General features: G+C 67.4%; 19 protein-coding genes and 3 pseudogenes. 10 read left to right on the forward strand and 12 right to left on the reverse strand.

The features are described from left to right. The first annotated feature begins 11 nt into the window (after positions 1-11). Positions 12-992, forward strand: coding sequence for a Bug family tripartite tricarboxylate transporter substrate binding protein (locus tag IMZ29_RS02690; RefSeq protein WP_216180079.1), 981 nt, complete (start codon positions 12-14; stop codon positions 990-992). 218 nt (positions 993-1210) lie between these two features. Here the strand turns inward: IMZ29_RS02690 and IMZ29_RS02695 are convergent, their stop codons facing one another. Together IMZ29_RS02695 and IMZ29_RS23170 are read right to left on the reverse strand one after the other, a co-directional pair. Beyond that, a complete protein-coding gene (locus IMZ29_RS02695) occupies positions 1211-1834 on the reverse strand; it encodes a LysR substrate-binding domain-containing protein (RefSeq protein WP_371820089.1) in 624 nt (207 codons plus the stop codon). A 102-nt stretch (positions 1835-1936) separates the two neighbouring features. Next, positions 1937-2170 (reverse strand): annotated as a pseudogene (locus IMZ29_RS23170) (helix-turn-helix domain-containing protein); the annotation flags it as partial. Positions 2171-2207: 37 nt separating this feature from the next. Here IMZ29_RS23170 and IMZ29_RS02700 point away from each other — a divergent pair. The 3 genes and pseudogenes from IMZ29_RS02700 to IMZ29_RS02710 all read left to right on the forward strand — a co-directional run bounded on the left by IMZ29_RS02700 (position 2208) and on the right by IMZ29_RS02710 (position 5947). Continuing rightward, positions 2208-3551 (forward strand): arylsulfatase, encoded by a 1344-nt coding sequence (locus IMZ29_RS02700; RefSeq protein WP_216180085.1) that lies wholly within the window; start codon positions 2208-2210, stop codon positions 3549-3551. Positions 3552-3660: 109 nt separating this feature from the next. Further along, positions 3661-4515: pseudogene (locus IMZ29_RS02705) on the forward strand (Bug family tripartite tricarboxylate transporter substrate binding protein); the annotation flags it as partial. Positions 4516-4612: 97 nt separating this feature from the next. Beyond that, positions 4613-5947, forward strand: a complete 1335-nt coding sequence (locus tag IMZ29_RS02710) for a sulfatase family protein (RefSeq protein ID WP_216180088.1) — start codon at positions 4613-4615, stop codon at positions 5945-5947. On the opposite strand, the gene IMZ29_RS02715 is transcribed toward IMZ29_RS02710, so the two are convergent. The 5 genes from IMZ29_RS02715 to IMZ29_RS02735 form a co-directional block, all read right to left on the reverse strand. After that, positions 5944-7116: an MFS transporter gene (locus IMZ29_RS02715; RefSeq protein WP_216180091.1), complete on the reverse strand. Its 1173-nt coding sequence runs from the start codon at positions 7114-7116 to the stop codon at positions 5944-5946. The two genes, IMZ29_RS02710 and IMZ29_RS02715, sit on opposite strands and share 4 nt — an antisense overlap. Positions 7117-7243: 127 nt before the next feature. Then, entirely contained in the window at positions 7244-9622 is a 2379-nt protein-coding gene (locus IMZ29_RS02720) for a phosphoketolase family protein (protein WP_216180094.1), read from the reverse strand. Between the two features lie 79 nt (positions 9623-9701). Then, positions 9702-10886 carry an acetate/propionate family kinase gene (locus IMZ29_RS02725; RefSeq protein WP_216180098.1) on the reverse strand — a complete coding sequence of 395 codons (1185 nt, stop codon included), beginning with the start codon at positions 10884-10886 and terminating at the stop codon, positions 9702-9704. Positions 10887-11026: 140 nt separating this feature from the next. Further along, positions 11027-11644, reverse strand: a complete 618-nt coding sequence (locus IMZ29_RS02730) for an NAD(P)-dependent oxidoreductase (RefSeq protein ID WP_216180101.1) — start codon at positions 11642-11644, stop codon at positions 11027-11029. 60 nt (positions 11645-11704) lie between these two features. Continuing rightward, positions 11705-12442, reverse strand: coding sequence for a DsbA family protein (locus tag IMZ29_RS02735; RefSeq protein ID WP_216180103.1), 738 nt, complete (start codon positions 12440-12442; stop codon positions 11705-11707). Between the two features lie 101 nt (positions 12443-12543). On the opposite strand from IMZ29_RS02735, the gene IMZ29_RS02740 reads away from it, so the two are divergent. After that, positions 12544-13473 carry a LysR family transcriptional regulator gene (locus tag IMZ29_RS02740; protein ID WP_216180105.1) on the forward strand — a complete coding sequence of 310 codons (930 nt, stop codon included), beginning with the start codon at positions 12544-12546 and terminating at the stop codon, positions 13471-13473. A gap of 30 nt (positions 13474-13503) precedes the next feature. Here IMZ29_RS02740 and IMZ29_RS02745 read toward each other — a convergent pair whose 3' ends face one another. Next, the gene (locus IMZ29_RS02745) at positions 13504-15078 is read right to left on the reverse strand and encodes a DUF4214 domain-containing protein (RefSeq protein ID WP_216180107.1); all 1575 of its coding nucleotides are present in this window, start codon (positions 15076-15078) and stop codon (positions 13504-13506) included. 128 nt (positions 15079-15206) lie between these two features. On the opposite strand from IMZ29_RS02745, the pseudogene IMZ29_RS23035 reads away from it, so the two are divergent. Beyond that, a pseudogene (locus IMZ29_RS23035) lies at positions 15207-15716 on the forward strand (DUF4214 domain-containing protein); the annotation flags it as partial. A 92-nt stretch (positions 15717-15808) separates the two neighbouring features. Continuing rightward, positions 15809-19243 carry an Ig-like domain-containing protein gene (locus IMZ29_RS22550; protein WP_256445143.1) on the forward strand — a complete coding sequence of 1145 codons (3435 nt, stop codon included), beginning with the start codon at positions 15809-15811 and terminating at the stop codon, positions 19241-19243. Positions 19244-19349: 106 nt separating this feature from the next. On the opposite strand, the gene IMZ29_RS02765 is transcribed toward IMZ29_RS22550, so the two are convergent. From IMZ29_RS02765 to IMZ29_RS02775, 3 genes are all read right to left on the reverse strand, one after another. Further along, positions 19350-19850 carry an LEA/WHy family protein gene (locus IMZ29_RS02765; protein WP_216180112.1) on the reverse strand — a complete coding sequence of 167 codons (501 nt, stop codon included), beginning with the start codon at positions 19848-19850 and terminating at the stop codon, positions 19350-19352. Between the two features lie 59 nt (positions 19851-19909). Then, on the reverse strand, positions 19910-20350 hold the full coding sequence (locus IMZ29_RS02770; RefSeq protein WP_216180115.1) for a DUF2147 domain-containing protein: 441 nt from the start codon (positions 20348-20350) through the stop codon (positions 19910-19912). A 115-nt stretch (positions 20351-20465) separates the two neighbouring features. After that, on the reverse strand, positions 20466-21035 hold the full coding sequence (locus IMZ29_RS02775) for a DUF4142 domain-containing protein (protein WP_216180118.1): 570 nt from the start codon (positions 21033-21035) through the stop codon (positions 20466-20468). Between the two features lie 138 nt (positions 21036-21173). On the opposite strand from IMZ29_RS02775, the gene rsmA reads away from it, so the two are divergent. Next, positions 21174-21962 (forward strand): 16S rRNA (adenine(1518)-N(6)/adenine(1519)-N(6))-dimethyltransferase RsmA, encoded by a 789-nt coding sequence (gene rsmA / locus IMZ29_RS02780; RefSeq protein WP_216180121.1) that lies wholly within the window; start codon positions 21174-21176, stop codon positions 21960-21962. A 152-nt stretch (positions 21963-22114) separates the two neighbouring features. On the opposite strand, the gene IMZ29_RS02785 is transcribed toward rsmA, so the two are convergent. Further along, entirely contained in the window at positions 22115-22837 is a 723-nt protein-coding gene (locus tag IMZ29_RS02785; RefSeq protein WP_216180124.1) for a pirin family protein, read from the reverse strand. A 175-nt stretch (positions 22838-23012) separates the two neighbouring features. Between IMZ29_RS02785 and IMZ29_RS02790 the strand changes: the two genes are divergently transcribed. Further along, positions 23013-23936, forward strand: coding sequence for a LysR family transcriptional regulator (locus tag IMZ29_RS02790; protein ID WP_216180127.1), 924 nt, complete (start codon positions 23013-23015; stop codon positions 23934-23936). 92 nt (positions 23937-24028) lie between these two features. Further along, positions 24029-25003, forward strand: a complete 975-nt coding sequence (locus IMZ29_RS02795) for a Bug family tripartite tricarboxylate transporter substrate binding protein (protein ID WP_216180130.1) — start codon at positions 24029-24031, stop codon at positions 25001-25003. Positions 25004-25050 lie beyond the last annotated feature (47 nt).

The raw sequence follows: 25050 nt of genomic DNA on the forward strand, positions 1-25050 counted from the left end.
CTCTGGAGACTATGGTGAATCCGCTTTTTCGTCGTGCGCCCGTGTGCGCCGCGCTGTTGCTTGCCGTCGCGACGGCGCATGCCCAGTCCTATCCGGACCGGCCGATCCAGATGATCGCGCAGCAGCCTCCGGGTAGCGGCTCGGATGCCATGACCCGCTCGTGGTCGGAATGCGCCTCGCGCGAGCTTGGCCAGCCGATCGTCGTGCAGAACCGCCCAGGGGCCAATGGCGTGCTGGCGGTGAACCAACTCAAGGGTCAGCCCGCCGATGGCTATACGCTCATGACCGTCGGCATGTCGCAGATGACGATCACGCCCTACGTATATCGGCAGGCGCCGTACGACCCCGCCAAGGACTTCGCTGATGCCGGCGTGATCGCAACCTCGCCGCTGGTGCTCACCGTCCCCACGGCACTGGGCGTGACCAAGCTCGACGATCTCGCCACGGTTGGCAAGGCGCAGGCCGGCGGCCTCGACTTCGGTTCGCCAGGCAACGGCAGCCCTGCCCATCTGCTCACGACGGCGCTGATGGAGCGCATCGGGGTGCCCGCCACGCACGTGCCGTTCGTTGGCGAATCCGCCGGCGTCACGGCGCTGATCGGCGATCAGATCCAGGCGATGACGCTCGTGCTCGGCACGGCAGTGCCGCACGTGAAATCCGGCAAGCTGACGGCGCTGGCGCTTTTCGGCCAGGAGCGCTCGACGCTGCTGCCGGATGTGCCGACATTGGCCGAGGCGCTGTCCGCGGCCGCGGACCTGTCGCGGCCCTCATGGATCGCGGTGGTGGCCAAGGCCGGCACGTCGCCCGCCATCCTGGAGCGCGTCGCTGCCGCCACCCGCGCGTGCAATGGCGACGAGGCTTATCGCGCGCGCATGCAGAACATGAACCTCACGCTCGTGGACGCGAAAGCCGGCGATGCGCAGGTCTGGTCGCAGCGGGATACCAAGGTGTGGCAGCCCCTGATCGAGCGCCTGGGCCTGGTGGCCGAGTGAGCGCTGTGGCAGCAGACGCGCCGCGCTGGCGTCTGTCGCATGGCGGCATGGCCCCCCTGCGCGGATGTCGCGCCGCAGGTGCAGCGCTTTGACGTGCCCAGCGCCGTGGTTCGGGGTGCCGAGACGCGACCCGCGTCTAGCGGCGTGGGACGCGTTGATCTGAATCGGCATGACTCAGGGCAGAGAGGCACTGCCGCGGCGCTTGGCCGGCTTGGGCATCAGCCGTGATCCTGCTGCAGACGCTGGGCGAATTCGTGCATCAGCGGCGACCACGTCGCCATGTCCCGGCCGACGAGTGATCGGCTGCGGCGCAACTGTACCTGCATGCGCGGATCCAGCCGGATCGGACGAAGGCCGAGCTCGCTGGCGCGCCTCAAGCTATCGCCGGGAATGGCGATCAGAAAGCCGTTGGCGGCGGCGAGTTCCATCGCGCCGTGCGAGATGAAGTCGAGCTCCAGGGCGGCGTCGGGCCGCGGCATGCCGATGTGCGCGAAGCCCGCGTCCAGCAGCACGCGGGCGCGCGATGATGGCGTGGGGAGAATCCATCGATGGCGGCCAAGTTCGTCCACGGGCACGGGTGTGCCACGATCGGACAGACCCGGCGCACTCGTCACGATGTGCAGCTCATCGACGCCCAAGGGCACATGACTCAGTTGATCGACGGCTGCGTACGTCGGCACGACGGCCAGATCCAGCGTGCCTTCCTCCACGCGCCGCACCAGCGAGTCCGACAAATCCACATGCAGCTGCACGCGCATCGCGGGGCGGTGCGGGAACATGTCCGCCAGGGTGGGCAGCACCAGCGTATCCCGTGTGGCCCCGGTGGCGCCGATGCGCAGCAACCCCGCGTTGCCGGTGCGCAGTTCCGTGACATTGCGCACGGCACCTGCGTATTCGGCGTTCAGACGTTTGGCGTGCTGCAGGAAGGTCAGGCCCGCGGAGGTGAGTTGCAGCGGGCGACTGTCGCGATGAAACAGCGCAAGGCCCGTGTCGGCCTCGACCCGCTTGAGCGCCTTGGACAGCGCCGGCTGCGTCACGCCCAGCGCTGACGCGGCGCGCGCGAAGCTGCCGTGCTCGACCATGGCGACGAAGTACTCGATGTCTCGCAGCGTCAGGTTCATGACTGAAAGTAATGGCGAACGTGCACTTACGGAAAGTTGTGCCGCAGGCAAGTCCATACACTGCACTGATCGACATCAGAAGGGGACCCGAGGCATGACCACCAAGCCGAACATCGTGCTCATCGTTGCCGACAATCTAGGCTGGGGCGAGCTGGGTTGCTATGGCGGTGGTGCCTTGCGGGGTGCGCCGACGCCGCGCATCGACGCGCTGGCAAAAAGCGGCTTTCTGCTGCAGAACTTTAATGTGGAAAGCGACTGTGTGCCAACCCGGTCCGCGTTGATGACAGGGCGTCATCCGATTCGCACGGGTTGCCTGCAGTCCGTGCCACCCGGCCTGCCGCAAGGCCTCACACCGGGCGAAGTGACACTGGCCCAGCTGTGCTCGGCCCAGGGTTATGCCACCGCGCATTACGGCAAATGGCATCTGGGCGACGTGGAAGGGCGGTATCCGTCGGACCGTGGCTTTGACGAATGGTATGGCATACCGCGCACGACGGACGAGAGCCAGTTCACGTCGTCCGTGGGGTTTGATCCCGAGGCGGCGGACATTCCCTACATCATGGAGGGGCGCGCCGGCGAGCCCTCGAGGAACGTCAAGGTCTACGACCTCGATACGCGGCGGCACATCGACGCCGACCTGGTGGAGCGCTCCAGGACGTTCATGCGGCGGCACCATGCGGCCGAGCGCCCGTTCTTCCTGTATCTGCCGCTTGTGCATCTGCACTTTCCGACGTTGCCGCACCCGGATTTTGAGGGCGCGTCGGATCACGGCGAGTTTGCCGACTCGATGATGGAGATGGACCACCGCGTGGGGCAGGTGCTCGACGAGATCGATGCCCTGGGCATTGCCGAGAACACGCTCTTCATCTTCTGCAGCGACAACGGACCCGAGTTTCGCAGCCCGTACCGCGGCACCGCGGGCCCCTGGCGCGGCACCTACCACACCGCCATGGAAGGCAGCCTGCGCGTGCCGTTCATCGCGCGCTGGCCAGGCCGCATCCCATCCGCGCAGGTCAGCAACGAGATCGTGCACGTCACCGATGTCTTCTCGACGCTGGCGCGCGTGGCCGGTGCCGCCGTGCCTGCGGACCGTCCCATCGATGGCGTGGATCAGTGGGATTTCCTGACGGGCCTGCAGGAGAAATCGGCGCGAGAGGGCTTTCCCTTCTACATCAAGAACGAGTTGCGCGCAGTGAAGTGGCGCGACTGGAAGCTGCACTTCTACTGGGAGCCCGAAGTCAACGAAGGCAAGGGCAAGCTCGAGTCGCCTTACCTCTTCAACACCACCCGTGATCCGAAGGAAGAGACGGACGTTCTCGTCTTCAACACCTGGGTGATGGGCCCGATGCTGCGCATCGTCAAGCGAATGAACGACAGCTTCCAGCGCTACCCCAACACCGTCCCGGGCGCGAGCAGCGATGCCTTCGGCAAGCGCTGAGCAACGCGTGCGGCAGGGTCTTCTGCCGTCTCGGCGGCGTTTCTGTGCACCACCTTCTGAGAGGTCCACCATGCGTCATGCAGCACGAGTCGTCCTTGCGTCCTTCGCCATGCTCGTCACGAGCATTCCTGCTGCAGGCTGGGCTGCAAGCCCGTGGCCTTCCGAGCAGCCGATCACCTGGGTCGTGGGGTTCACACCCGGCGGCTCGGTGGACGTCATCACGCGCGCGCTGGCCCAGCAGGTCGGCAAGGAGCTGAACCAGAGCGTCGTCGTCGAGAACAAGCCAGGCGGTGCCGGTGGCATCGCGCTGGCGGCGGTGGCGCGAGCCCGTCCGGATGGCTACACCCTCGTCACGGCGGCCGGGCCTATCCTGCACGCGCCGCACGTGCCCAAGGTAGGCGCCGGGCTCACCGCCGTGGCGCCAATCGCGCAGGGGGCCGTCGTGCTCGTGGGGCCAGCCAGCGGGCCCAAGGACTTCGCCGCGCTCAGCGCCGCCATCAAGGCGAATCCCGGCAAGTTCGCGTATGCGAGTTCAGGCATTGGCACGGGTCAGCACATTGCCGGCGAGATGCTCAACCAGGCCATGGGCGCGGACATGGTGCACGTGCCCTACAAAGGCGGTGGCCAAGCTGTGGTGGACGTGATGGGCGGTGTGGTGCCGCTCGCCTTCCTCGGTGTGTCGTCTGTCTACGAGCACGTTCGCAGCGGCAAGCTGACCGCCTACGCCGTCACGACTGCGCAGCGGGCCGAGGCGTCGCCGGAAGTGCCCACCCTGCGCGAAGCCGGGCTGTCCAACTTCGAGCTGCCGCAATGGTACGTGGTGGCGGTCCCGGAGGGCACGCCCCAGGACGTGGCCGACAAGCTGCGGGCGGCGACGGCGGCAGCCGTGAAGACGCCGGAGATCCAGCGTCTGCTCACGTCCAACAGCCTGAGCTCGGTCGATGCCAGCATCGATGCCAACGCGCTGGTCAAGGAAAGCATGGACGCGCGGAGTCCGTGGCCCGTGAGGCGAACATCCGCCTGGACTGACCCATCCGCTCACTGCATCGCCAAGAGACCCTATGACCGTTCGCTCGCCACGCCCCAACCTCATCTTCATCCTGGCCGACGACCTCGGCTACGCCGACCTGGGCTGTACCGGCGCGATGGATGCCTACAACCGGCGCGCCGATGTGTCCCCCAACCTGGACGCGCTGGCGAGCCGGGGCGTGCGCTTCACGCGCGGCTATGCGAACTCGGCGGTGTGCTCGCCCACGCGCTTCGCGCTCATCACCGGACGGTGGCAGTACCGCCTGCGCGGTGGCGCGGAAGAGCCCTTGCCCACCCTGCAGGACGACAAGGTGCTCGGCTTGCCGCCCGAGCATCCGACGATGCCGTCGCTCCTGCGTGAGGCGGGTTACCGCACGGCGCTCGTGGGCAAGTGGCACCTGGGGCCCGCGCCGCGCTTCGGCGCGAACAAGTCCGGGTACGACTACTTCTATGGGTTCCAGGCCGGCGGCTCGGACTACTTCGCCCATTGCGACCCGCGTGGCCGCCCGGATCTGTGGGAGAACGAGACGCCCATCGTCGAGGAGGGCTATCTCACCGATCTGTTGTCCGAGAAGGCATGTCGCTTCATCGAATCCGTGGGGGATACGTCGCCCTTCCTGCTGAGCCTGCACTACAGCGCGCCGCACTGGCCCTGGCTCACGCGGGATGACGCCGTCGAGTCGCAGCGCATCCAGGGCATCGGCAAGCATCTGGACGGCGGATCGATCGACACCTACCAGCGCATGATCCATCACATGGACGAAGGCATCGGCCGGGTGATCGACACCCTGGAGCGGCTGGGCCTGGCAGAGAACACACTGATCGTCTTCACCAGCGACAACGGGGGCGAGCGCTTTTCCAACAACTGGCCGCTCGTGGGCCAGAAGATGGATCTGCTCGAAGGCGGCATTCGCGTGCCCACCGTGGCGGCCTGGCCACGCGGATTGCCGGCAGGGGTCGTGAGCGAGCAGCCGCACATGACGATGGACTGGACCGCCACCTTCATGGCGGCCGCGGGCGTCGCGGCGCACCCGGACTATCCGCTCGACGGCGTTTCTCTGCTCCCCGGGCTGGCGCAGCCCGAGGCCACGGTGGCTCGGGATCTGTACTGGCGCATGAAGCACCGCGATCAGCGCGCCATGATCCGTGGCGATTGGAAGTATCTGCAGGTCGAGGGGATCGAATACCTCTTCAACTTGCGCAAGGACCCGCGCGAGCGCGCCAATCTGCGCGAGCGTGAGCCGGCGCGCCTGGCTGAGCTGCGCGAGGCGTGGGCCCAGTGGGATGCGACGCTGCCGCCCATCCCCGAGGACGCGCGCGCCTACCTCGTCTTCGACAAGCGTCAGCTTCCCCAGGCGACGTTCTAACGTGCAATACGCCACGTGGTGACCAGACCCACGACGGCGAGCGTCAGAATCGCGCCTGCGAACGTGGCCGCCGTGAGTGGCAGACCGAAGCGGCCCGCTGCGTAGCCCGCAAGAAGAATCGGCACGGCGTTCGTCAGATAGCTCTGGATGTAGAACGCGGCCATGAGGCCGGCGCGCTCGTGGGGCTGCGCGAAGGGCACGATGGTGCGCAGCGTGCCGAGGAAAGCGGCACCGAAGCCCACGCCCGCGATGATGGGCGCAATCATGAGAATGACGAGATCGCGCAGCAGTATCCCGGTGAGGAACGTGACGGTGCCCGCGACCAGGCTGAACGCGCCGACGCGCAGGGCCAGGTGGGGACTGCGCAGGCGCATCAGCAGCACGCCGATCGCGCCCGTGAAGGTGAGCAGGGCTGCAGCAATGCCGCCCAGCCAGGCTGCCTGCGGCCCCGCGATGTCGCGCAGCAGGGATGGCATGAGCGCCATGTACATGCCGCCCAAAGCCCAGAGGGCCATGTTGACGGGCGTGACCCGCCAGAGCGGCGCTCGCGCTGCGGCGGGCACGCCGACACGAGGCCGCCAGGACCAGGCGGCGGGATCGCGGGCGGTCGATGTCTCCGGAGCCCGCGCAGAGCGTGCCGTCTGCACCAGGAAGAGCGCGAGAAGCACGGCAAAGCCCAATCGCAGTGGATAAGGCGCAAACTCGGCAAGCAGCGTGCTCGACAGGGCGCCGATGCCCATGCCGATCATCGGCACAACGCTGTTGATGAGCGCGCCGCGGTCCCGATCCAGGTCGAGCAGGGCCGCGCCCACTGCCGTGGTGGCCAGGCCCGTGGCAAAGCCCTGCACGATGCGCGCGGCGAGCAGCCAGGCGATGTCATCGGCCAGCAGGAACAGGGTGACAGCAAGCGTCTGGAACGCCAGGGCGGCGAGGATGACGGGCTTGCGGCCGATTCGGTCGGACAGCGCGCCGAAACTCAGCAGCGCCAGCAGCAGCCCTGCGGCGTAAACGGCGAACACGGCCGTGAGCCACAGGGAAGAGAAACCCCAGGTCTCCTGGTAGAGCCGGTACAACGGTGTGGGGGAGGCCGAGGCTGCAAGAAAGGTGATCAGCGTGAGCGCGTGCAGTGCCATGGCGGGATGGCGGGCACCGGCAGATGAGGGTGACATGAAGGCAAGGCGAGGGCGGCAACGAGCGCCGGAAGGTCATATGATGCCCGGTTTCCAGCCCGGCCTTTGCGCGAGAGCGCAAAGGCCGGGGGACCGACGCTTCAACGCATTCCCCCTGGGATGTCGATCAGCCCTGCCACTGCCAATCACGTATCTCCGGCAGATCCACCCCGTGCGCACGGATGTATTCGTCGTGCTGCGCGAGCTTGTCCTGTAGCCCCTGCTGCAGGTAGGCGGCGCGTGCGCCCAGGCCCGGCAGGCGGTCCAGCACGGCCGCCATGAGGTGAAAGCGATCCAGGCGGTTGCGCACGACCATGTCGAACGTCGTCGTGGTCGAGCCTTCCTCCTGGTACCCGTGCACATGCAGGTTGGCGTGGTTCGTGCGCTTGTAGGCGAGCCGATGGATCAGCCACGGGTAGCCGTGATAGGCGAAGATCACAGGCTTGTCGGTGGTGAAGAGGGCGTCGAAGGCTTTGTCCGGCAGACCGTGCGGGTGATGACTCGGCGGCTGCAGCGTCATCAGGTCCACCACGTTGATCACCCGAATCCTGAGCTCGGGCAGTGCCTCACGCAGCAGCATGACGGCAGCCAGGGTCTCGAGGGTGGGCACGTCGCCCGCGCAGGCCAGCACGACGTCGGGCTCGGCGCCTGCATCGTTGCTCGCCCATGCCCAGATGCCGATGCCGCGCTGGCAATGCCGTGCAGCGGCTGCGCGGTCCAGCCATTGTGGGGCAGGGGCCTTGCCTGCCACGATCACGTTCACGCGATCCCAGCTACCCAGGCAATGTTCTGCCACGGCGAGCAGCGTGTTGGCATCCGGCGGCAGATACACGCGCACGATGTCGGACTTCTTGTTGACGACGTGATCGATGAAGCCCGGGTCCTGGTGGCTGAAGCCGTTGTGATCCTGTTGCCAGACGTGCGAGGTGAGAAGGTAGTTGAGCGAGGCGATGGGTTGGCGCCACGGCACCTCGCGCGATGTCTTGAGCCACTTCGCGTGCTGGTTGAACATGGCATCGACGATGTGGATGAAGGCCTCGTAGCAGGAGAAGAGACCATGCCGGCCGGTGAGCAGATAGCCTTCGAGCCAGCCTTGGCAGAGGTGTTCGCTCAACACTTCCATGACGCGGCCGTCGCGCGCGAGGTGTTCGTCTTCCGGCACGGTGGCCGCGTTCCAGGCGCGCTCCGTGGTCTCGAAGACGGCTTGCAGGCGATTCGACGCGGTCTCATCGGGGCCGAAGACGCGGAAGTTGCGGTTCTGGGCGTTGGCCCGCAACACGTCACGCAGGTACTCACCCAGTGCCCGGGTCGCCTGACCTTTGACGCTGCCTGGCGCAGGCACGTCCAGCGCATAGGGCGCGATCTCCGGCAGGCGCAGCGGACGTCGTAGCGCACCGCCGTTGGCGTGGGGGTTGGCGCTCATGCGGCGGATGCCGTCGGGCGCGAGCGCTGCGATCTCGGCACGCAGACGGCCTTCATCGTCGAAGAGCTCCTCAGGCCCGTAGCTGCGCAGCCATTGTTCCAGCAAATGCAGATGTTCGGCGTTGGCCATGTCGGCAAACGGTACTTGGTGCGAGCGCCAGAACCCTTCGTTCTTCAGGCCATCCACGGTCTTGGGCCCGGTCCAGCCCTTGGGGCTGCGCAACACGATCAGGGGCCAGCGGGGTCGCTCAGTGTGGCCCTGGGCGCGGGCCGCCGACTGGATCGTGCGAATGCCTGACATCGCCGTGTCCATGGCCGCAGCCATCGCCCGGTGCATGGGCGTCGGGTCTTCGCCCTCGACGTAGATCGGCTCGTAGCCATAGCCGCGCAGCAAGGCGTCGAGCTCCTCGGGCGGGATGCGGGCGAGCACCGTCGGGTTGGCGATCTTGTAGCCGTTCAGGTGCAGGATCGGCAGCACGGCGCCGTCCGTGACCGGATCCAGGAACTTGTTGGCGTGCCAGGATGCGGCGAGCGGCCCCGTCTCGGCTTCTCCATCGCCCACGACGCAGGCGGCAATGAGATCGGGGTTGTCCAGCACGGCGCCGAAGGCATGGGCAAGTGAATAGCCGAGTTCGCCGCCTTCATGGATCGACCCAGGCGTCTCGGGGGCGGCGTGGCTCGGGATGCCGCCGGGAAACGAGAACTGCCGTACCAGGCGGCGCAGGCCTTCCTCATCCTGAGAGACGGCCGGGTAGATCTCGCTGTAGGTGCCCTCGAGATACGTATTGGCGACCACGCCCGGCGCGCCATGCCCCGGGCCTGCGATGTACAGCATGTTCAGGTCGTGCGCGCGGATCACGCGGTTCAGATGCACGTAGATGAAATTCAGACCGGGGGTGGTACCCCAATGCCCGAGCAGGCGCGGCTTGACGTGGGCGGGTTCCAGTGGCTCGCGAAGCAGCGGGTTGTCCAGCAGGTAGATCTGCGCGACGGACAGGTAGTTGGCAGCGCGCCACCAGGCGTGCATGCGATGCAGAAGTTCGGGGTCGAGCGGCGTGGATGCAGTCACAGCGGATTCGGTCATGCGGCTTCCTCTTGGCAGGTGAGGCGATGGGCATGGCCGTCAGTCAGCCATCGGCGTGCCCATGCTGTCGCGCTGGCTGTCATGGCTGGGCGCGTGCCACGGCCAATGTGTGGGCGGCGATCATGGATTCTTCGTCGGTGGGCACGACGAGCACGGCCACGCGGCTGTCGGCTGCTTCCAGGCGCAGCGCATGGCGGGCGTTGGCTGTCGCGTCCAGCGTCACGCCAAGCCACGCGAGATGCGCGCACACGGCGGCTCGCACCCAGGGCTGGTGCTCGCCGATGCCCGCAGTGAAGACCAGCGCGTCCAGGCCGCCGAGGCCGGTGGCCATCGCAGCCACTTCGCGGGCGATACGCAGCACGAAACTCTGGCAGGCCTCGCGCGCCTGGGCCGTGGGGCTGTCGACCAAGTCCCGGATGTCCGCGCTCTCGCCCGAGAGGCCTAGGAGCCCTGACTGGTGATAGAGCATCTCCTGCACCTGGGGCACGCTCATGCCGCGCTCGGTCAGCAGGTGCAGGAGAACACCCGGATCCAGCGTGCCGCTGCGCGTGGCCATGGGAATGCCGTCCAGAGTGGAGAAGCCCATGCTGGCATCCTGACTCCGGCCCTCGCGCAAGGCGCACAGGCTGGCACCGCTGCCCAGGTGCGCGACGATGACGCGGCCGCGCGCAAGCTCAGGGGCCACTGCGCGAAGGCGCTCGGCCACGAAGGCGTACGACAGACCGTGAAAGCCGTAGCGTTTGACGCCAGCATCGAAGAGCGCGCGCGGCAAGGGCAGTCGGCGCGTGAGCGCCGGCTGCGTGGCGTGAAAGGCCGTATCGAAGGTGGCGACCTGCAGCAGACCGGGATCGTGCGCCCGGATCGCCCGAATGAGCCGGACATTCTGGGGCTGATGCAAGGGGGCGAGCGGAACGAGTGCTTCGATGCCCGCGAGGACGTCGTCGGAGACGGCCACGGCCGTGGTGAAGCGATCCGCGCCATGCACGACGCGATGCCCGATGGCGGCGATGGCGTCCAGCGCGACGTGCTGCTTCAGGTGCGCGAGCGTCTGTGCGACGAGGTGCTCGGGCTGCGCATGGGCGTCGGCAGACAGCGGGACGGTGTGCTCATCGTGCGCACACGGGATGTGCAGGGGGGCAGGGCGTTCGCGCAGATCCACATGCGCCCTGGCGCGCTGGCGGGGTGTGTCGCCGCTGATGTCGAACACCCCGAGCTTGATCGTCGAGGAACCTGGATTGAAGGTGAGGAGAACGGGCGTCGTCATGCGGTCGGGGCCCTCCGGCAGTGGGCGGCCTTGTCGGCCCGCCCGATCCTGCCATTCTGGGTGTTTCCGCAGGAGCCCGCAAATGCGGGGCCGCTGGCGCTCGTCGCGTACCGCTCGCCAACGGCCCGCACCGCGCGACCTCAGTAACCGACGGTAAACCGTTGACGCGAATGTGCGGGCTTCTCCAGTTCATCGGCCATGGCGATCGCGAAGTCTTCCATCGAGATGTGGCTCTTGCCCTGGTCGTCCACGAGCAGGGTGTCACCTCCGAGCCGGAATTGGCCGGTGCGTTCCCCGGGGGCGAACTCGGCGGAAGGCGAGAGGAAGGTCCAGTCAAGCTCGCGCTCCTGACGAAGGGCCTGCAGGAAGTCCCGGCCCGCCAGCGCCTCGGCCTTGTAGGCGTCAGGGAATGCCGGGGTATCGACCAGTGCCTGGCCTGGGGCGATCTCCAGGCTGCCCGCGCCGCCCACCACCAGGACGCGGGGCACGCCGGCCTGGCGCGCCGCGGCGAGCAGCGTGTCTGCCGTTGTCCCGCCCGCAAAGCGCGTGCTGCTGATCACGGCATCGTGGCCGCGCAGAAGTGGTGCAATCGCCTGGGCATCGGTGGCATCGGCCGCAGCCAGGGCGAGGCCGGGCTTCGCCGGCACCTCCGCTACGTGGCGGGCGATGCCCGTGACCTGGTGGCCTCGGCGCAACAGTTCGGCGGCAATGCGCGCACCGGCGCGCCCGGAAATGCCGAGGATGGCGATGTGACTCATGATGGACTCCTGAGAAGGGAACGAAGAAAGGGGCCGGCGAAGAGGGGCTGGTCCGCGTGCTCAGCACGCGAGTGGCTTGGCGCCGTCGATGCCCAGCGCACAGGCGGCATCGGTAGCCGCTGCGGGGGATGCAACGGGCAAGCCCTGGGTCAGGTGACCCTGCAGATGCTGCGCCCAGGGCTGTTCACGGCCCAGCCAGACGCCGATGTCGAGTGCAGTGATGCGCCCGCCGATCTCCAGCGCGAGCGTGGGAAAGCCCTGGCCGCCCAGTCGATGCAGCCACGCCCGGCTCTGTGCGATGTGCGCCTCCGTATGATCTCCAGCCAGCGCGTCGAACGTGGCGCCGAAGGTGTCTTCGGGCAGATGGAGGTCGGCGGCGAGACTGTCGATCACCGCGCGCTCGGCAATGCGTCTGCCCTCGACATAGTGCGCTTTCTGCAGCCGGTGAAGCATGTCCAGGCCGCGCCCATCCAGCGACTCCGTGGCCAGCACAGCCGTGGTGGGCGGGGCCGAGTCCATCACCGCGCCGAGGTCGTTGAGCAGATGGTCGAAGTAATGCAAGCCGAACGGTTGGCCGGTGAGCTGCGCGATGCGCTTGTCGTGCGGGATGACGTACTCGCGCCATTCCGGTGTGATCGTGCGCCGGTTCGCACCCGTCATCATGCCGCCGCCGTGCAGGGCAATGTGCAAGCCCGGCAACTCGTGCGCGGCACGCAACAGCGGCGCGGCGGCATAACACCAGCCGCAGAGCGGGTCATAAACGTAGTGCAGGATGGCGGTGGGGGTGTCGATGCCCATGATGGCAATTCCGGTCTTGGCGAGATTGGCTTCATGGTAGGCGCACGGACCCCCCGGAAAAACCGCCTATCATGAGCAGCATCGTTGCATGGATCGATCATATGGACCGGCTGAGAGCCGCAGAGGTGTTCGCCGAGATCGTGGGCCGCGGGAGTCTGTCTGCCGCAGCCGAGCGGCTGGGCATGTCGCGCGCCATGGTGACGCGGTACCTGGCAGAGATGGAAACCTGGGCCGGCGCGCGGCTGCTGCATCGCACGACGCGGCGGCTCAGCCTCACGCCGTCGGGCGAACAGGCGCTGGCGCGATGCCAGCAGATGCTGGCGTTGGCCGCAGAGGTGCCGACCCCGGCCGAGGATGTGGAAGGGCCCCGGGGGCTCTTGCGCATCGCGTGTTCGCAGTCCCTCGCGCAGGATGTCCTGATGCCGGTGGTGAGCGCGTTCCTGCGCAGGCATCCCCTGGTGGCGGTGGACTTCCGTATCGATGCGCGGCCGGTCAATCTCGTGGAAGAGCGCATCGATCTCGCCATCCGGATCACCAACGATCTGGACCCGAATCTCATCGCGCGTCGTCTGGGCGTGTGCGATTCCGTGGTCTGTGCGGCGCCCGCGTATCTCGAGGCGCACGGTGTACCGAGACGGCCAGAGGATCTGGCCACGCACAATTGCCTGACCTACTCACTCTTCGGCCGCAGTCTCTGGCTCTTTCACGACACCGCGGATGAACCGGTCAGCGTGCCGGTGGCCGGCAACCTGAGCGCCAACGAGAGCCATGTCCTGCTGGCAGCTGCCGAGGCGGGCGCCGGGGTGGCGTTGCAACCTGCGTACGCCGTGACGGCAGCGGTGGCGTCAGGCCGGCTGGTGCCCCTGCTCACCGGCTATCGGCCGCAGGCGCTCGGCATCCATGCGATCTATGCTTCGCGCCGGCACATGTCGCCGGCGCTGCGCACGCTGCTGGACGTCCTGTCTGCGCACTTCCAGGATCCCGCCAGGTGGCCGCCGATGCTGGCGGCCCCGGCGGGCAAGCCCGCGTGAGGCATGCGGTGCGGGCTTACTGTCCTGCGTTCAAGCCCAGAGATCGCCCAACTCGCCGATGGCGGTGAGCAGATCCCCCATGAGCGACACATCGAACTCGTCCGACATGCCGAAGGACAGCGCCACCTCGCCACGGGTCATATCGCCCGTGCCAAGGGCCTCGGTCCAGTACTGCAGCCCGCCTGCGTCGCCCTCACGGTCCAGCAGATCGGCGTAGAGCGTCTGCACGAAGACGGTGTCCTCGAGCAGCCCGCGGCCATTGAGGAATTCGTCTGACAGCGTCATGTTCTGGGCGATGGATTCCACCGTGTCGTCGCCGAAGGCGTTGACCGTCCAGTGGTGAAAGCCCTGGGCATCGGGGTCGCGGTCCAGCAGGGCGTGATACAGCGTGCCGATCAGGAGGGAGACGTCGGCAACCGCCTCGATCACGAAGGTGGCATCGTCGAATTGCACGCCCCGCACGTTGTAGAGAATGTCCATGCGGCTTTCGTCTTCCGCCTCCACGGCCCAGACGTTCTCGCCGAAGTCGATGCTGTAGTCGCCGCGCGAGCCGCTATAGATCACGGTGTTGAAGCCGTCGTTGCCGTGGATGGTGTTCCTGCCCGCGCCAGCGTCGAACCAGTTGTCCAGCGTGTTGCCGAAGAGGGTGTCATTGCCGGCGCCGCTCACGGCCGTGGTCACTTCCACGCCGTGGGCGATGGTGAAACCGCCATGCACGCCCCTCACGAACGACAGAAAGCCGCCGCCACCCCATTCGAGCTCGAGCGTGGCCGGATTCAGATTGATCACGGCATCGCGCGCGCCGTCGTAGCGAATCACGTTATCGCCGAAGCTGTTCCAGATGGCGGTATAGCCCACGCCGGGGCCGTCCATGTCGGCTAGCTGATACACCGTGCCCGGCGCGCCGGCTTCGATCGCACCGTACTTCTGCTGAAGAATGGCAATGTCCAGGGCCATCGGTCCGGTGGCCCAACCGAAGTTGTCCGAGGGCGAGACGCGCATGGGGCCGGTCACCCAGCCATCGTTGTAGGACATCATGGTGTAGACGCCCTGGTTCAGCTCGAAGTCACCCGTGGTGCCGCCCAGGCCGTGATACGGCGAGTGGATCACGCCGGGCATCACTGGGGAGCCACCGCCATCGTCATGGGGATGGGCCAGCCCGAACATGTGGCCGAACTCGTGAGTGAGCGTGATGAAGCCGTAGCCGCCCTGGTCCAGCGCGCCGCCGGCTTCACGCGACCACTCAGGGCTCGCGACGTTGAACGACGCGATCGCGCCCGTCTGTCCGTACGTGTTCTCGCCGGGCGGGTTGGCCCAACCCAGCGTCGTGCTGCCGAAATCGAACAGGGCGAACCGCACGGTGGCCTGCGCCGGATCGTCCACCTCCACGAAGGTGAGTGGCGTGATGGCAGAAAAGAGCGAGAGGGCAAGGCGCGCCTGCTGCTGCTCGTAGTCATTCCAGCCGACCAGCGTCTTGGTCTCGACCGGTCCGTCCTCTTCAGCGACGAGATCGAGCGTGGCGCCTTCCTTGAGGAATGCGTAGCTGATGACATTGCCTTCGAGGCGGGTTCCCCAGTCGATGGAGGCAAGCAGCGGATAGGACATGGCAGACGTCTCTTGGTTGGGAGCCAGAAAGCTCGGTGACCGCAGTATAGGCAGAGTTGTGAGTTTTTGTGCCATTTTGCGACCCGCTCGTGTGAGGGATTGACATATTCTTGCAATGGGTGACCCCCATGCTCGCGCCTTTCCCTTCTTTTCTGGATCGCAGCATGGCCACCTCGACCGTGGATGTCGTTACCGGGCTCTACACCCATCTCCTCGGCCGCGCTGCCGATCCCGTCGGCCAGGCGTACTGGGTGAGCCGGGTGGCCGATGGCCACCAGACACTCGCGCAAGTCGTGACGGCGTTCCTCTTCACCGAGGAAGTCCAGTCCACCAGTGCGGCGCTGGTCCGTCTGTATGTGTCCGGTCTGGGCCGCCAGCCCGATGCCGACGGCCTTGCCTACTGGCTGGCCACACATCGCGCGGGCATGTCGCTCGCCGACATTGGCGCGTCGTTCGCGCAGTCGGCGGAAGGTCAGGCGCAGTCGGACGATGTGTCGGATCTCGCCTTCGTGACGGGCTTGTACCAGGCCGCGCTGGGGCGTGCGCCCGAAGCCGGGGGCCTTGCCTACTACCTGGGGCTGCTGGCCGATGGCGTTCCGCGCGAGCAGATCTTCGGCGCCATCGTGCAATCGGTGGAGAGTGTGGAGCACGCGAGTGCACACGTCGCGGCCACGCTGGTCTACCTGGGCGTTGCGGGCCGTCTGCCCACCCCGCGGAGCTCGAGGCCGCGTTGTCCGCCGCGCCGGGCACTTCGCTCGCCGAACACGTGGCCGAACTCGTGGATGCCGTGCTCACGCCGACGCCGGAGCCCGAACCGGAGCCGCAACCTGAGCCGGAGCCGGGCCCTGGCCCGCAACCGGAACCCGAGCCCGAGCCCGAGCCCGAGCCTACCGAGGTGATCTTCACGCCGAATCCGGGCACGTCCCAAGGTTCGTCGGACGCCTCCACCGCGATCGCGTTGGACGATGACTACATGATCGTGGGCGACGACGAGGCCAACGTGCTTCGCGTCTACTCGCGCGAAGGCGGCGCGGCAGTGCTCGAGTGGGACTACGGCCCCTTCATCGGCGTGAACGGTGAGCTGGACCTGGAGGCCAGCACGCGCATCGGCGACACGCTGTACTTCATCGGTTCGCACGGCAACTCCAAGAATGGCGGCGAGGCGGACAGCCGCGAGGTGCTCTTTGCCGTCAACGTGAGTGGCACCGGCGCCGACACGGTCTTCGCCTATCAAGGCGGCTACAAGGGCCTGGAAGGCGACCTTGCCAGCTGGGACGCGAACAATGGCCATGGCCTGGGCGCCGGTTACTTCGGCCTGGCCGCTTCTTCCGCGGACGGCGTGAGTCCGGAGCAGGTGTCCGGCTTCTCCATCGAAGGCATGGCGGCCTCGCCCGACGGCAGCGCCCTGTGGCTCGGCTTTCGCGCACCGCAGACCGACACCTCGGCGCGCGAGCACGCGCTGCTCGTGCCCGTCACCAACGTGGCGGCCCTGCTGGACGGCACCGCGCAGACGGCGACCTTCGGCGAGCCGATGGAACTGAATCTCGGCGGCCGTGGCATCCGTTCGATCGAGGAAGCCACCGATGGCAGCGGCTACCTCATCATCGCAGGGCCCGCGGGCCCTGCCAGCGACGACGTCACGCACAATTTCCGCCTCTTCACCTGGGACGGCCTGGCGAGCTCGGCGCCCGTCGAACTCGATAACGACCTGGACGCCCTGTTGGCGGCCACCGGAGGCAGCTTCGAGACGCTGGTCTCGCCCGCAAGCATTCTGCCGGGCACCCGCATCCAGCTGCTGCAGGACAACGGCGACACCGTGTGGCCCGGCAAGACTGGCGTGTCCAAGGACCTGCCCGCCGGCGAGCAGCAGTTCCAGGGGAATGTGCTGACATTGGGCCAGCCGGTGGTGGATGCTCAGGCGCCCGTCGTGGTATCGGCCACGCCAGCGTCGGGCACGCAGGGCGTGGCGGCCGACACCGCCTTCGTGTTCTCGTTCGACGAGGGCGTGAAGCTCGGCGCCGGTGTGATCGAACTGCGCGACGCGCAGGGCGGACTCGTGCAGTCCTTCGATGTCGCCACCTCCGATGCGGTGAGCGTGCAGTTCAACGTGCTGACGATCCGCCCGGACGCGGCCCTGGCCTTTGATGCCACATACTCGCTCGTGGTGCCCATGGGGGCAGTGACCGATCACACTGGCAATGCCTTTGCGGGCTTTGGTGCGGATGCGCCGTTCAGCGTCGTGACCTCGGCCGCGCCGACGGACCTGGCCGCGGGCGACATCCTCTTCGTCGGCGGCAACGCGGAAGATCCGGATGCGATCGCTTTCGTGCTCTTGAAGGACATCACGGGCGGCACGCGCATCAGTTTCACGGACCGTGATTACAGCGAGATCACGGGCTTTTCCGGCATCACGAACGAAGCGGCCTTCACCTGGACGGCAGGCCAGAACCTCGTGGCTGGCACCGTCATCACCATCCAGACCGCCACCGGCAGCACACCGACGGCCGATATCGGCACCATCGTGGGCGCGAGCGGCGGCATCGGCAAATCCGAGACCTACTACGCCATGCAGGGCGCGACCATCGCTGGTCTGGGCGTGGGCAGTGCCGGACAGATCCTGGATCCCGGCACCTTCCTCGCCAGCCTGACGCTGGGCGGGCCCGCCGGCCACATCCCGGCCGAGCTCGTGCTCGCCGGCAGTGCAATGCGCTTCACCATCGATCCGGCCAACCAGACCAACGCGCGCTACGTTGGCTCGCTGGACGCCAGTGATCCGGCGCTGCTCGCCGCCCGCATCCAGGATCCGGCCAACTGGGAAGCCAATTACACCAAGGCGCCGGGCTTTGCGCTGGTGGGCGGCAGTCTCTTCGGCGCGCCGCTGTTGTCCGCCGCCGAGGTGGATCAGGCCACGGTCACGCTCACCTGGAACCAGGCGCTGGACAGCGCCAACGCCCCGCTGGCCGATGCCTTTGCCGTGCAGGTGAACGGCAGCGCAGTGGCCGTCACGAACGTCACCGTGCAGGGTGCCACGGTGGTGCTGACGCTGGCTGCGCCGGCCAAGGGCGGCGATGCGGTGTCGCTGAGCTACACCGATCCGAGTACGGGTGACGACGTCAACGCCATCCAGACCCCGGACGGCCGCGATGCGCAAAGCGTGCTGGATCGTGCGTTGGTGAACCGCTCGCCGGATGCCACGCCACCGTCGCTCGTGTCGAGCTCGCCGCAGGACGAGGCAGGCGACGTGGCGCACTTCGCCGACCTGGTGCTCACGTTCGACGAAGCGGTGCAGAAGGGCGCGGGCACCATCGTCTTCACGTCGCTCTCGGGCGGCGACGATGTGGTGATCGACGTCACGAGTGCCGATGTGTCGATCCAGGGCGCTGTGGTCACCATCAACCCGACGGCCTTTCTCGCGGCCGGCGCGGCCTATGCCGTGCAGATCTCGGCGGGTGCCTTCACGGACACCACCGGCAACGCGTTCGCGGGCATCGACGACGAGAGCACGCTCAATTTCGCCACGGCCTCGCGCCCGTCCTACGATGTGCTGATCACCGAGGTCAATTCCAATGGCGCCGGTGGCGACTTCGTGGAGTTCTACAACCACGGGGATGCCGCCATCGATCTCTCGGGCTGGTGCATCAACGACGAGGCAGGCAGCTTCGCCTCAGGTGCCGAGATTGCCGAAGGCACGGTGCTCGCAGCTGGGGCGACACTGGTCGTCGCGCTGGTGAACACGCCCGCCAAGCTCGATGCCTTCAAGCTTGCGTGGGGGCTGGACGACAGCGTCGATACCATTGCCGTCGACGGTCCGGGCCTGGGCAAACAGGATGCCGTGGTGCTCTTCGACGCGCGGGGCTACGTGGCGGCGGCGTTCAACTACGACGCCGATCCCGTGCTGGCGAGCGATGGCACCGTGATCGGCACAGCGGCCGCCAGCCCCGGCGTGACGTTCAGCGACAACCAGCACGCCGGCCGTGCCTATGGCGGTGGCGAGAAGGCGTCTGCGGTGTGGGATGGCGTGTCGGTGGAGAACCCCACCTATACGGTGGCCGCGGTTGGCACCCAGGGTGCTTACGCGCAAACGGGCGATGCGGCCAGCATCGGCTCTCCAGGGGCGGCAGGCGTGGTGGGCATGCAGAGTCTCGTGTGGGACGAGGCGGCCTGAGGGCGCTCGCCAGACGGCGCGCGCCCTGGCCAGGACTTTCGTCGCCGACGAGGCCTGGCTGCGGGAGGGGGAACGGATGGCCGGCCGCCATCCGCGGGACGCAGGCTCAGCGGCTGCCGAGCCCGGGCAGATCGAGTCGGCCACGGTCGGTGAAGCGGGTGGTGCCGAAGGTGCCACCCGCCAGACGGCCGCGCAGCACGTAGGGCACGCCGGTGGCCCCGCGGCCGTCGACCAGCCCCAGGATCTGCCGCACGGCGGACAGCGCAGACACGGACACCGGGACGGTGACCGTGGTCTCGCCAAAGCGCGGCACGCTGCCGCGCACGTCGCTCACGCCACTGGCGAAGCGATCTCCATTCAGATCCAGATCAAGCGCCACGCCATCGAAGGTGAGAGGCGCGTCGCCCGGGTTCTGCACCCGCAGCACCAGGTTGAAGCGCATTTCCAGCCCCTGGCCGCTGGCGGGCTCGACGCCTGCCACCGTGACGCGCGGTGCCCGGTCACCGAAGGTGGCGCAGCCTGCCAGGGACAGGGCCAGCGCGGCGCAGGCGCGCCCAGCAGGCGGCGGCGGGCAAGGGCGGGTACGGTGTTCGGCATCATGCGTCATCTTCCACAAAATCGAGAGTCGTGACGCAGGGTAGCGAAGGCCGTGCCCGACTGTGAACGCTACTGACGCACCCAGGTCTGCGAGCGCCCGAACATCGGCGCGCCGATATAGCCACGCACCACGACCTTGTTACCGCCGTCGGTCAGGCGCAGCGTGCTCTTGTAGGTCTTGCCGTTGGCCGGATCCAGGATCTCGCCGCCTTCCCAGCCGTCACCGTCCGCTGCCGGTCGCAGCCCTTGCACGATCGTCATGCCCCGGATGGGCTGCCCTTTGCGCGCGTCCGTGCAGGCGTTGCAAAGCGGGTTCTGGTCTTCGTCCGGCTTGCGAAATAGCTGCTCGATGCGCCCGGACAGCGTGCCGCCGCTCTCGGCGATGCGGATGAGCGCCGTGGGGCGGCCCGTCTCATCGTCGATGGACTGCCAGACGCCGACCGGGCTGGGCGATTGCGCCTGCGCGGCAACGGACGTCATCAGGAAAGCGGCGGCAAAGAGGGCACGCATGCGAGTCTCCAGGGTGAGCGCGCCGGCGTCTGCCGGCCGCGTGTGCGGAGTATGGCCGATATCGCCACGCCCCGCGACACCCTGGCTCAACGAGGTTTCGTGCCGGAGAGCCTTGTCAATACATGCGCTCGTACAGCGCCTGGCCCGCTCGCAGTTGCGAGCGCATGATCTCTGTACGGCTTTGGGCAAAATCCTTCACCGCCTGGTCCGCCGCCATCGTCGCCGCTTGGTCGTACAGGGCAACCATCTCCGTCGGCAAGGCGACGCCGACGTAGGACGCAAACATACGGTCGAAATCCGGGCCTTCCGCGCGGCGCAGTTCAGCAAGCTTTTGTTCTTCCGCGGGCAGCGCCGAGGGGGCGGCGATCAGATTCAGTTGCTGGGCCAGTTGGGGCGGTACGCCACCGTTGGCGCGCAGGTTCTCCAGGATGAGGCTGGCGTACTGCTGCGTGGCGGGATTCACGTTCTTCTCGATGGCCAGTTGCGAAGCGGCCACGGCGAACATCTGGCCTTGCAGGGCACGCTGCACGAACAGGGCGTCGAGCTGCTGGCCTGTGGCGGTCGCTGGGACGACCATGGCCGGCGTCGGGCTGTAGTTGGCAGCGCAAGCGGTGAGCATGGCGCAGGCAGCCAGGCCGGCGGCCAGCAGATGGCGGGACGGACGGTGACGCAGATTGGCGTGCATAGGGACTCCTGTGTTGTTGTTGGGCACGGCGACGCCATAGCATGGCGCGTGCCTCCACACGCGGGGTCGCCGTGGTGTGCGGCGCAAGAAGTGGGCAGCGCCTACAATGGCGCGCGACAACAGAGGATTTCCGTTTCCATGAGCAAACACCAGGCGCGCAAGCGCTTTGGCCAGCATTTTCTGGTCGATCCCGGCGTGATCGAGAACATCGTGCGCGCGATTGCGCCGGCTGCGACTGACACTGTCATCGAGATCGGGCCGGGGCTCTCGGCCATCACGGCGCCGCTCATCGCCCGCCTGGATCGCCTGCGCGTGGTGGAGATCGATCGCGATCTCGCTGCGCGGCTGCGCAAGCAGTATCCGCCGGAGCGCCTGGAGATCACGGAGGCCGACGCGCTGACGGTGGATTTCGGCGCCTTTGGCGAGAATCTGCGCATCGTGGGCAACCTGCCCTACAACATCTCCACGCCCATTCTCTTTCACCTGCTCACCTTTGCGGAGCGCGTGAAGGATCAGCATTTCATGCTGCAGCGCGAGGTGATCGATCGCATGGTGGCCGCACCGGGCGAAGCCGATTACGGGCGGCTCGCCGTGATGCTGCAGGCCCGCTATGCCATGAGCAAGCTCTTCGACGTACCGGCCGATGCCTTCGATCCGCCGCCCAAGGTGGTCTCGGCGGTGGTGCGCATGCGACCGCTGCCGGAGGACCGACCGCGTCCGCAGTCGGAATCTGCCTTCGCCCAGGTGGTGACGCGGGCCTTCGCCCAGCGGCGCAAGATGTTGCGCCGCGCCTTGGGCGATTGGACGGCGCACGTGCCGTGGGATGACCTCGGCGTGGCGCCCACGGCGCGGGCCGAGGAAGTATCCGTGGCGCAGTTCATGGGGATGTCGGATGCGCTGGTGAAGGCGGGGGTCATCGCTGGCTGAGGGCGCAAGAGCTTCTGCACATGCGTCGCTGCCACTGGGGGCCCGACGCAGTCGCTCCCCCGCAGTGTCTCGCCTTCAGTCGCTGGGTGCGTCGGCCCCCCAGCGTCAGCGCCGGGGTAGCGGCCTGCGATGACGTTGGGGGCTGAGGTCTTTTACGGCATCTGCGGCAGTTCGTTCGGGCGCAGGTCGAAGACCAGCACTTCGGCGTCCTCCCCGCCGCTGAAGGTGAGTTCGCGCTCGTCGCGCACCCGGGCGCCATCGCCTTCACCCAGCCGCTGGCCGTTCACCTCGATGCTGCCGCGAGCCACGTGGATGTAGGCGTAGCGGCCCTGCGGCAGGGTGAGGGTGGCGGTCTCGTCACCGTCGAAGAGGCCAGCGTACACCTGCGCATCCTGGTGCACGGCGAGCGAGCCCTGTGCGCCCTCCGGCGAGATGATCAGGCGCAGCTGACCGCGCTTGTCGGCAGGCGAGAAGTGCACCTGCTGATAGCGTGGCTCCACGCCACGGCGGCCGGGCACGATCCAGATCTGCAGAAAGTGCACGCCTTCGTCGGGCGAATGGTTGAACTCGCTGTGCCGCACGCCCGTGCCGGCGCTCATCATCTGCACGTCGCCCGGGCGGATCACCGATCCGGTGCCCATCGAATCCTTGTGCTCCAGCGCGCCTTCCAGCACGTAGGAGAAGATCTCCATGTCGCGGTGCGGGTGGGCGCCGAAGCCCTGGGCGGGCGCGACACGGTCGTCGTTGATCACGAGCAGGTCCGAGAAGCCTTGCTGGGCCGGGTCATGGTAGTGACCGAAGGAGAAGGTGTGGCGCGATTGGAGCCAGCCGAGGTTGGCGACACCGCGGGCATTGGCTTGGCGAACGTCGATCATGATGGTGTCCTCTGTCGATGAAATTCAAAGTGGCTTCCGAGGAAGCGGTTTGCGATGCTTCCCAGGAGGGGCTTGCAATCGCGTCGTCATGGAAAGCATTATGCGCGGCCGTAACCGGCTTCACAGCGAATAGTTTCTCGATCTATGATCGAAAAAATCGAATATGAGGTGACGGATGCGCAAGCTCTCTCTGGAGGCCATCGAGATCGTCGATGCCATCGACCGCTATGGGTCCTTTGCGGCGGCCGCGGAGCGCTTGCACCGGGTGCCATCGACGATCTCGTATGCCGTGGCAAAGATCGAGGAGCAACTGGGCTTGCCGCTCTTTGCGCGCAACGGACCGCGCATCCAGCTCACGCCGGCAGGCGACGAATTGCTGCGCGAAGGGCGCTGGCTGCTGGCGGCCGCCGGCGACCTGGAATCGCGCATGCGCCAGATCGCGACGGGCTACGAGGCCGAGCTGCGCATCGCGCACGATTCCCTGCTGCCCACCAGCGCCTTCATCGACGACATCCGGGATTTCGAGGCCCTGCAGTGCGGTACCCGCCTGCGGCTGGTGAGCGAGACGCTCTCCAGCACCTGGGAGGCGTTGCGCGAGGACCGCGCCGATCTCATCATCGCCGCGGGCGATGGCCCGGCCGGCGGGGGCTACAAGACGGTGCCGGTGGGCGCGGTGGCGTTCGTCTTCTGCGTGGCGCCGACCCACCCGCTCGCTCATGCTGGCCATCCGCTCACCCGCGCGGATCTGCTGGCGCATACGGCGGTGGTGGTGGGCGATCGCGCGCAGGCGATGGCCGAACGCACGATCGGCGTGCTCGCCGGCCAGCCGCGGCTGACCGTGCCCGACATGGCCACCAAGATCGCCTGTCAGGTGGCCGGTCTCGGGCATGGCTTCGTGCCGCGCGACTGCGTGCAGGCGGATATCGCAGCCGGGCGTCTCGTCGAGTGCGAGACTGAGCAGCCGCGCAGCCCCGAGCCTTTCTGGCTGGCCTACAAGCCGACGCCGGGCGGTCAGGCGGCCAAGTGGTGGCGCGAGCGGCTGGCGCGGCCGCTGCTGCCCGCCTGGCTGCGCCGGCTAGGGAATGTCCCGGCTGCCTGAGTTCGTGCTGCCCGTGCTATCAGTACCGCATGTATCAGTACCGCATGTCCTGGACGGCGCGATTGGCCCGTCTGCCTCTTGCTGGAGATCCCATGAAGCGTCGCGTCGTCCTGATTACCTTGAGCCTGGGTCTGTCTGCAGCTTTCGGCATGGCTGCGCCTGCCGCGGCTGCCGACACGTGGCCAGACAAACCGGTGCGCTTCGTCGTGCCGTTCACCCCGGGCGGGCCGAGCGACATCGTGCTGCGCGCCACGCTCGAAAAGATGCAGCCCGTACTCAAGCAGCCCCTGATCCTCGAGAACAAGCCGGGCGCGGCAGGCAACGTGGGGGCGGCCGACGTGGCCCGCTCGGCCCCGGACGGCTACACGTGGCTCTGGTCCACGGACACCGTCGTCACGATCAACCCGCACGTCTATGGCAAGCAGGCGTTCGATGCGTCTGCGCTGATGCCCGTGACCCGGGCGTCCACGTTCAGCCAGACGCTGGTGTGCAATCCCTCGTTGGGTTTCAAGACCTTGTCGGACCTCGTCACCGCCGCCAAGGCCCGGCCGCTCAGCTATGCCTCGGGCGGTGCGGGCTCACCGGGGCACCTGGCCACGGAGTTGCTCCTGTCCACCGCCGGCATCCGCATGGCCCACGTGCCGTACAAGGGCCCGGCGCCTGCCATGCAGGACGTGATGGGTGGCCACATCGAGTGTGGGTTCCTGGCAGGGCCGACCGTGCTGCCGCAGATTCAGGCCGGACGGCTGGTGGCGCTCGCCGTGTCGGGCGCGGCGCGTTCGCCGCTTCTGCCGGATGTGCCTACCGTGGCGGAATCCGGCTATCCAGGCTATGACGCGACGTTTTCGCTGGTGCTGCTGGCACCCCAGGGCACGCCGATGCCCATCGTTGAGCGCATGCAGCAGACGATGGCAGCCGCGCTGAAGGATCCGGGCGTGCAGGAAACGCTCAAGCTCACGGATCAGGCCGCCGTGGGCGACACGCCCGCTGCCGCCGCCGAGCGGCTGACCAAGGATAGCCAGACGTGGGGTGAGGTGGTGCGCAAGATCGATCTGAAGGTGGACTGAGTCCGCATCACGACCGAGGCGCCGCCGCGCGCGACTTCGCATCGCGC

The sequence above is a fragment of the Verticiella alkaliphila genome, from assembly GCF_018904615.1.
In the GTDB taxonomy this organism is placed as follows: domain Bacteria; phylum Pseudomonadota; class Gammaproteobacteria; order Burkholderiales; family Burkholderiaceae_B; genus Verticiella; species Verticiella alkaliphila.

Bases quoted from the DNA above. Each gene is read 5' to 3' on its own strand.
- IMZ29_RS02700 (WP_216180085.1), top strand. From the start codon at position 2,208: ATGACCACCAAGCCGAACATCGTGCTCATCGTTGCCGACAATCTAGGC.
- IMZ29_RS02690 (WP_216180079.1), top strand. From the start codon at position 12: ATGGTGAATCCGCTTTTTCGTCGTGCGCCCGTGTGCGCCGCGCTGTTG.
- IMZ29_RS02785 (WP_216180124.1), bottom strand. From the start codon at position 22,837: ATGATCGACGTTCGCCAAGCCAATGCCCGCGGTGTCGCCAACCTCGGC.
- IMZ29_RS02770 (WP_216180115.1), bottom strand. From the start codon at position 20,350: ATGCGTGCCCTCTTTGCCGCCGCTTTCCTGATGACGTCCGTTGCCGCG.
- IMZ29_RS02710 (WP_216180088.1), top strand. From the start codon at position 4,613: ATGACCGTTCGCTCGCCACGCCCCAACCTCATCTTCATCCTGGCCGAC.
- IMZ29_RS02715 (WP_216180091.1), bottom strand. From the start codon at position 7,116: ATGTCACCCTCATCTGCCGGTGCCCGCCATCCCGCCATGGCACTGCAC.
- IMZ29_RS02795 (WP_216180130.1), top strand. From the start codon at position 24,029: ATGAAGCGTCGCGTCGTCCTGATTACCTTGAGCCTGGGTCTGTCTGCA.
- IMZ29_RS02720 (WP_216180094.1), bottom strand. From the start codon at position 9,622: ATGACCGAATCCGCTGTGACTGCATCCACGCCGCTCGACCCCGAACTT.
- IMZ29_RS02765 (WP_216180112.1), bottom strand. From the start codon at position 19,850: ATGACGCATGATGCCGAACACCGTACCCGCCCTTGCCCGCCGCCGCCT.
- rsmA (WP_216180121.1), top strand. From the start codon at position 21,174: ATGAGCAAACACCAGGCGCGCAAGCGCTTTGGCCAGCATTTTCTGGTC.
- IMZ29_RS02725 (WP_216180098.1), bottom strand. From the start codon at position 10,886: ATGACGACGCCCGTTCTCCTCACCTTCAATCCAGGTTCCTCGACGATC.
- IMZ29_RS02740 (WP_216180105.1), top strand. From the start codon at position 12,544: ATGGACCGGCTGAGAGCCGCAGAGGTGTTCGCCGAGATCGTGGGCCGC.
- IMZ29_RS02745 (WP_216180107.1), bottom strand. From the start codon at position 15,078: ATGTCCTATCCGCTGCTTGCCTCCATCGACTGGGGAACCCGCCTCGAA.
- IMZ29_RS02790 (WP_216180127.1), top strand. From the start codon at position 23,013: ATGCGCAAGCTCTCTCTGGAGGCCATCGAGATCGTCGATGCCATCGAC.
- IMZ29_RS02775 (WP_216180118.1), bottom strand. From the start codon at position 21,035: ATGCACGCCAATCTGCGTCACCGTCCGTCCCGCCATCTGCTGGCCGCC.
- IMZ29_RS02735 (WP_216180103.1), bottom strand. From the start codon at position 12,442: ATGGGCATCGACACCCCCACCGCCATCCTGCACTACGTTTATGACCCG.
- IMZ29_RS02730 (WP_216180101.1), bottom strand. From the start codon at position 11,644: ATGAGTCACATCGCCATCCTCGGCATTTCCGGGCGCGCCGGTGCGCGC.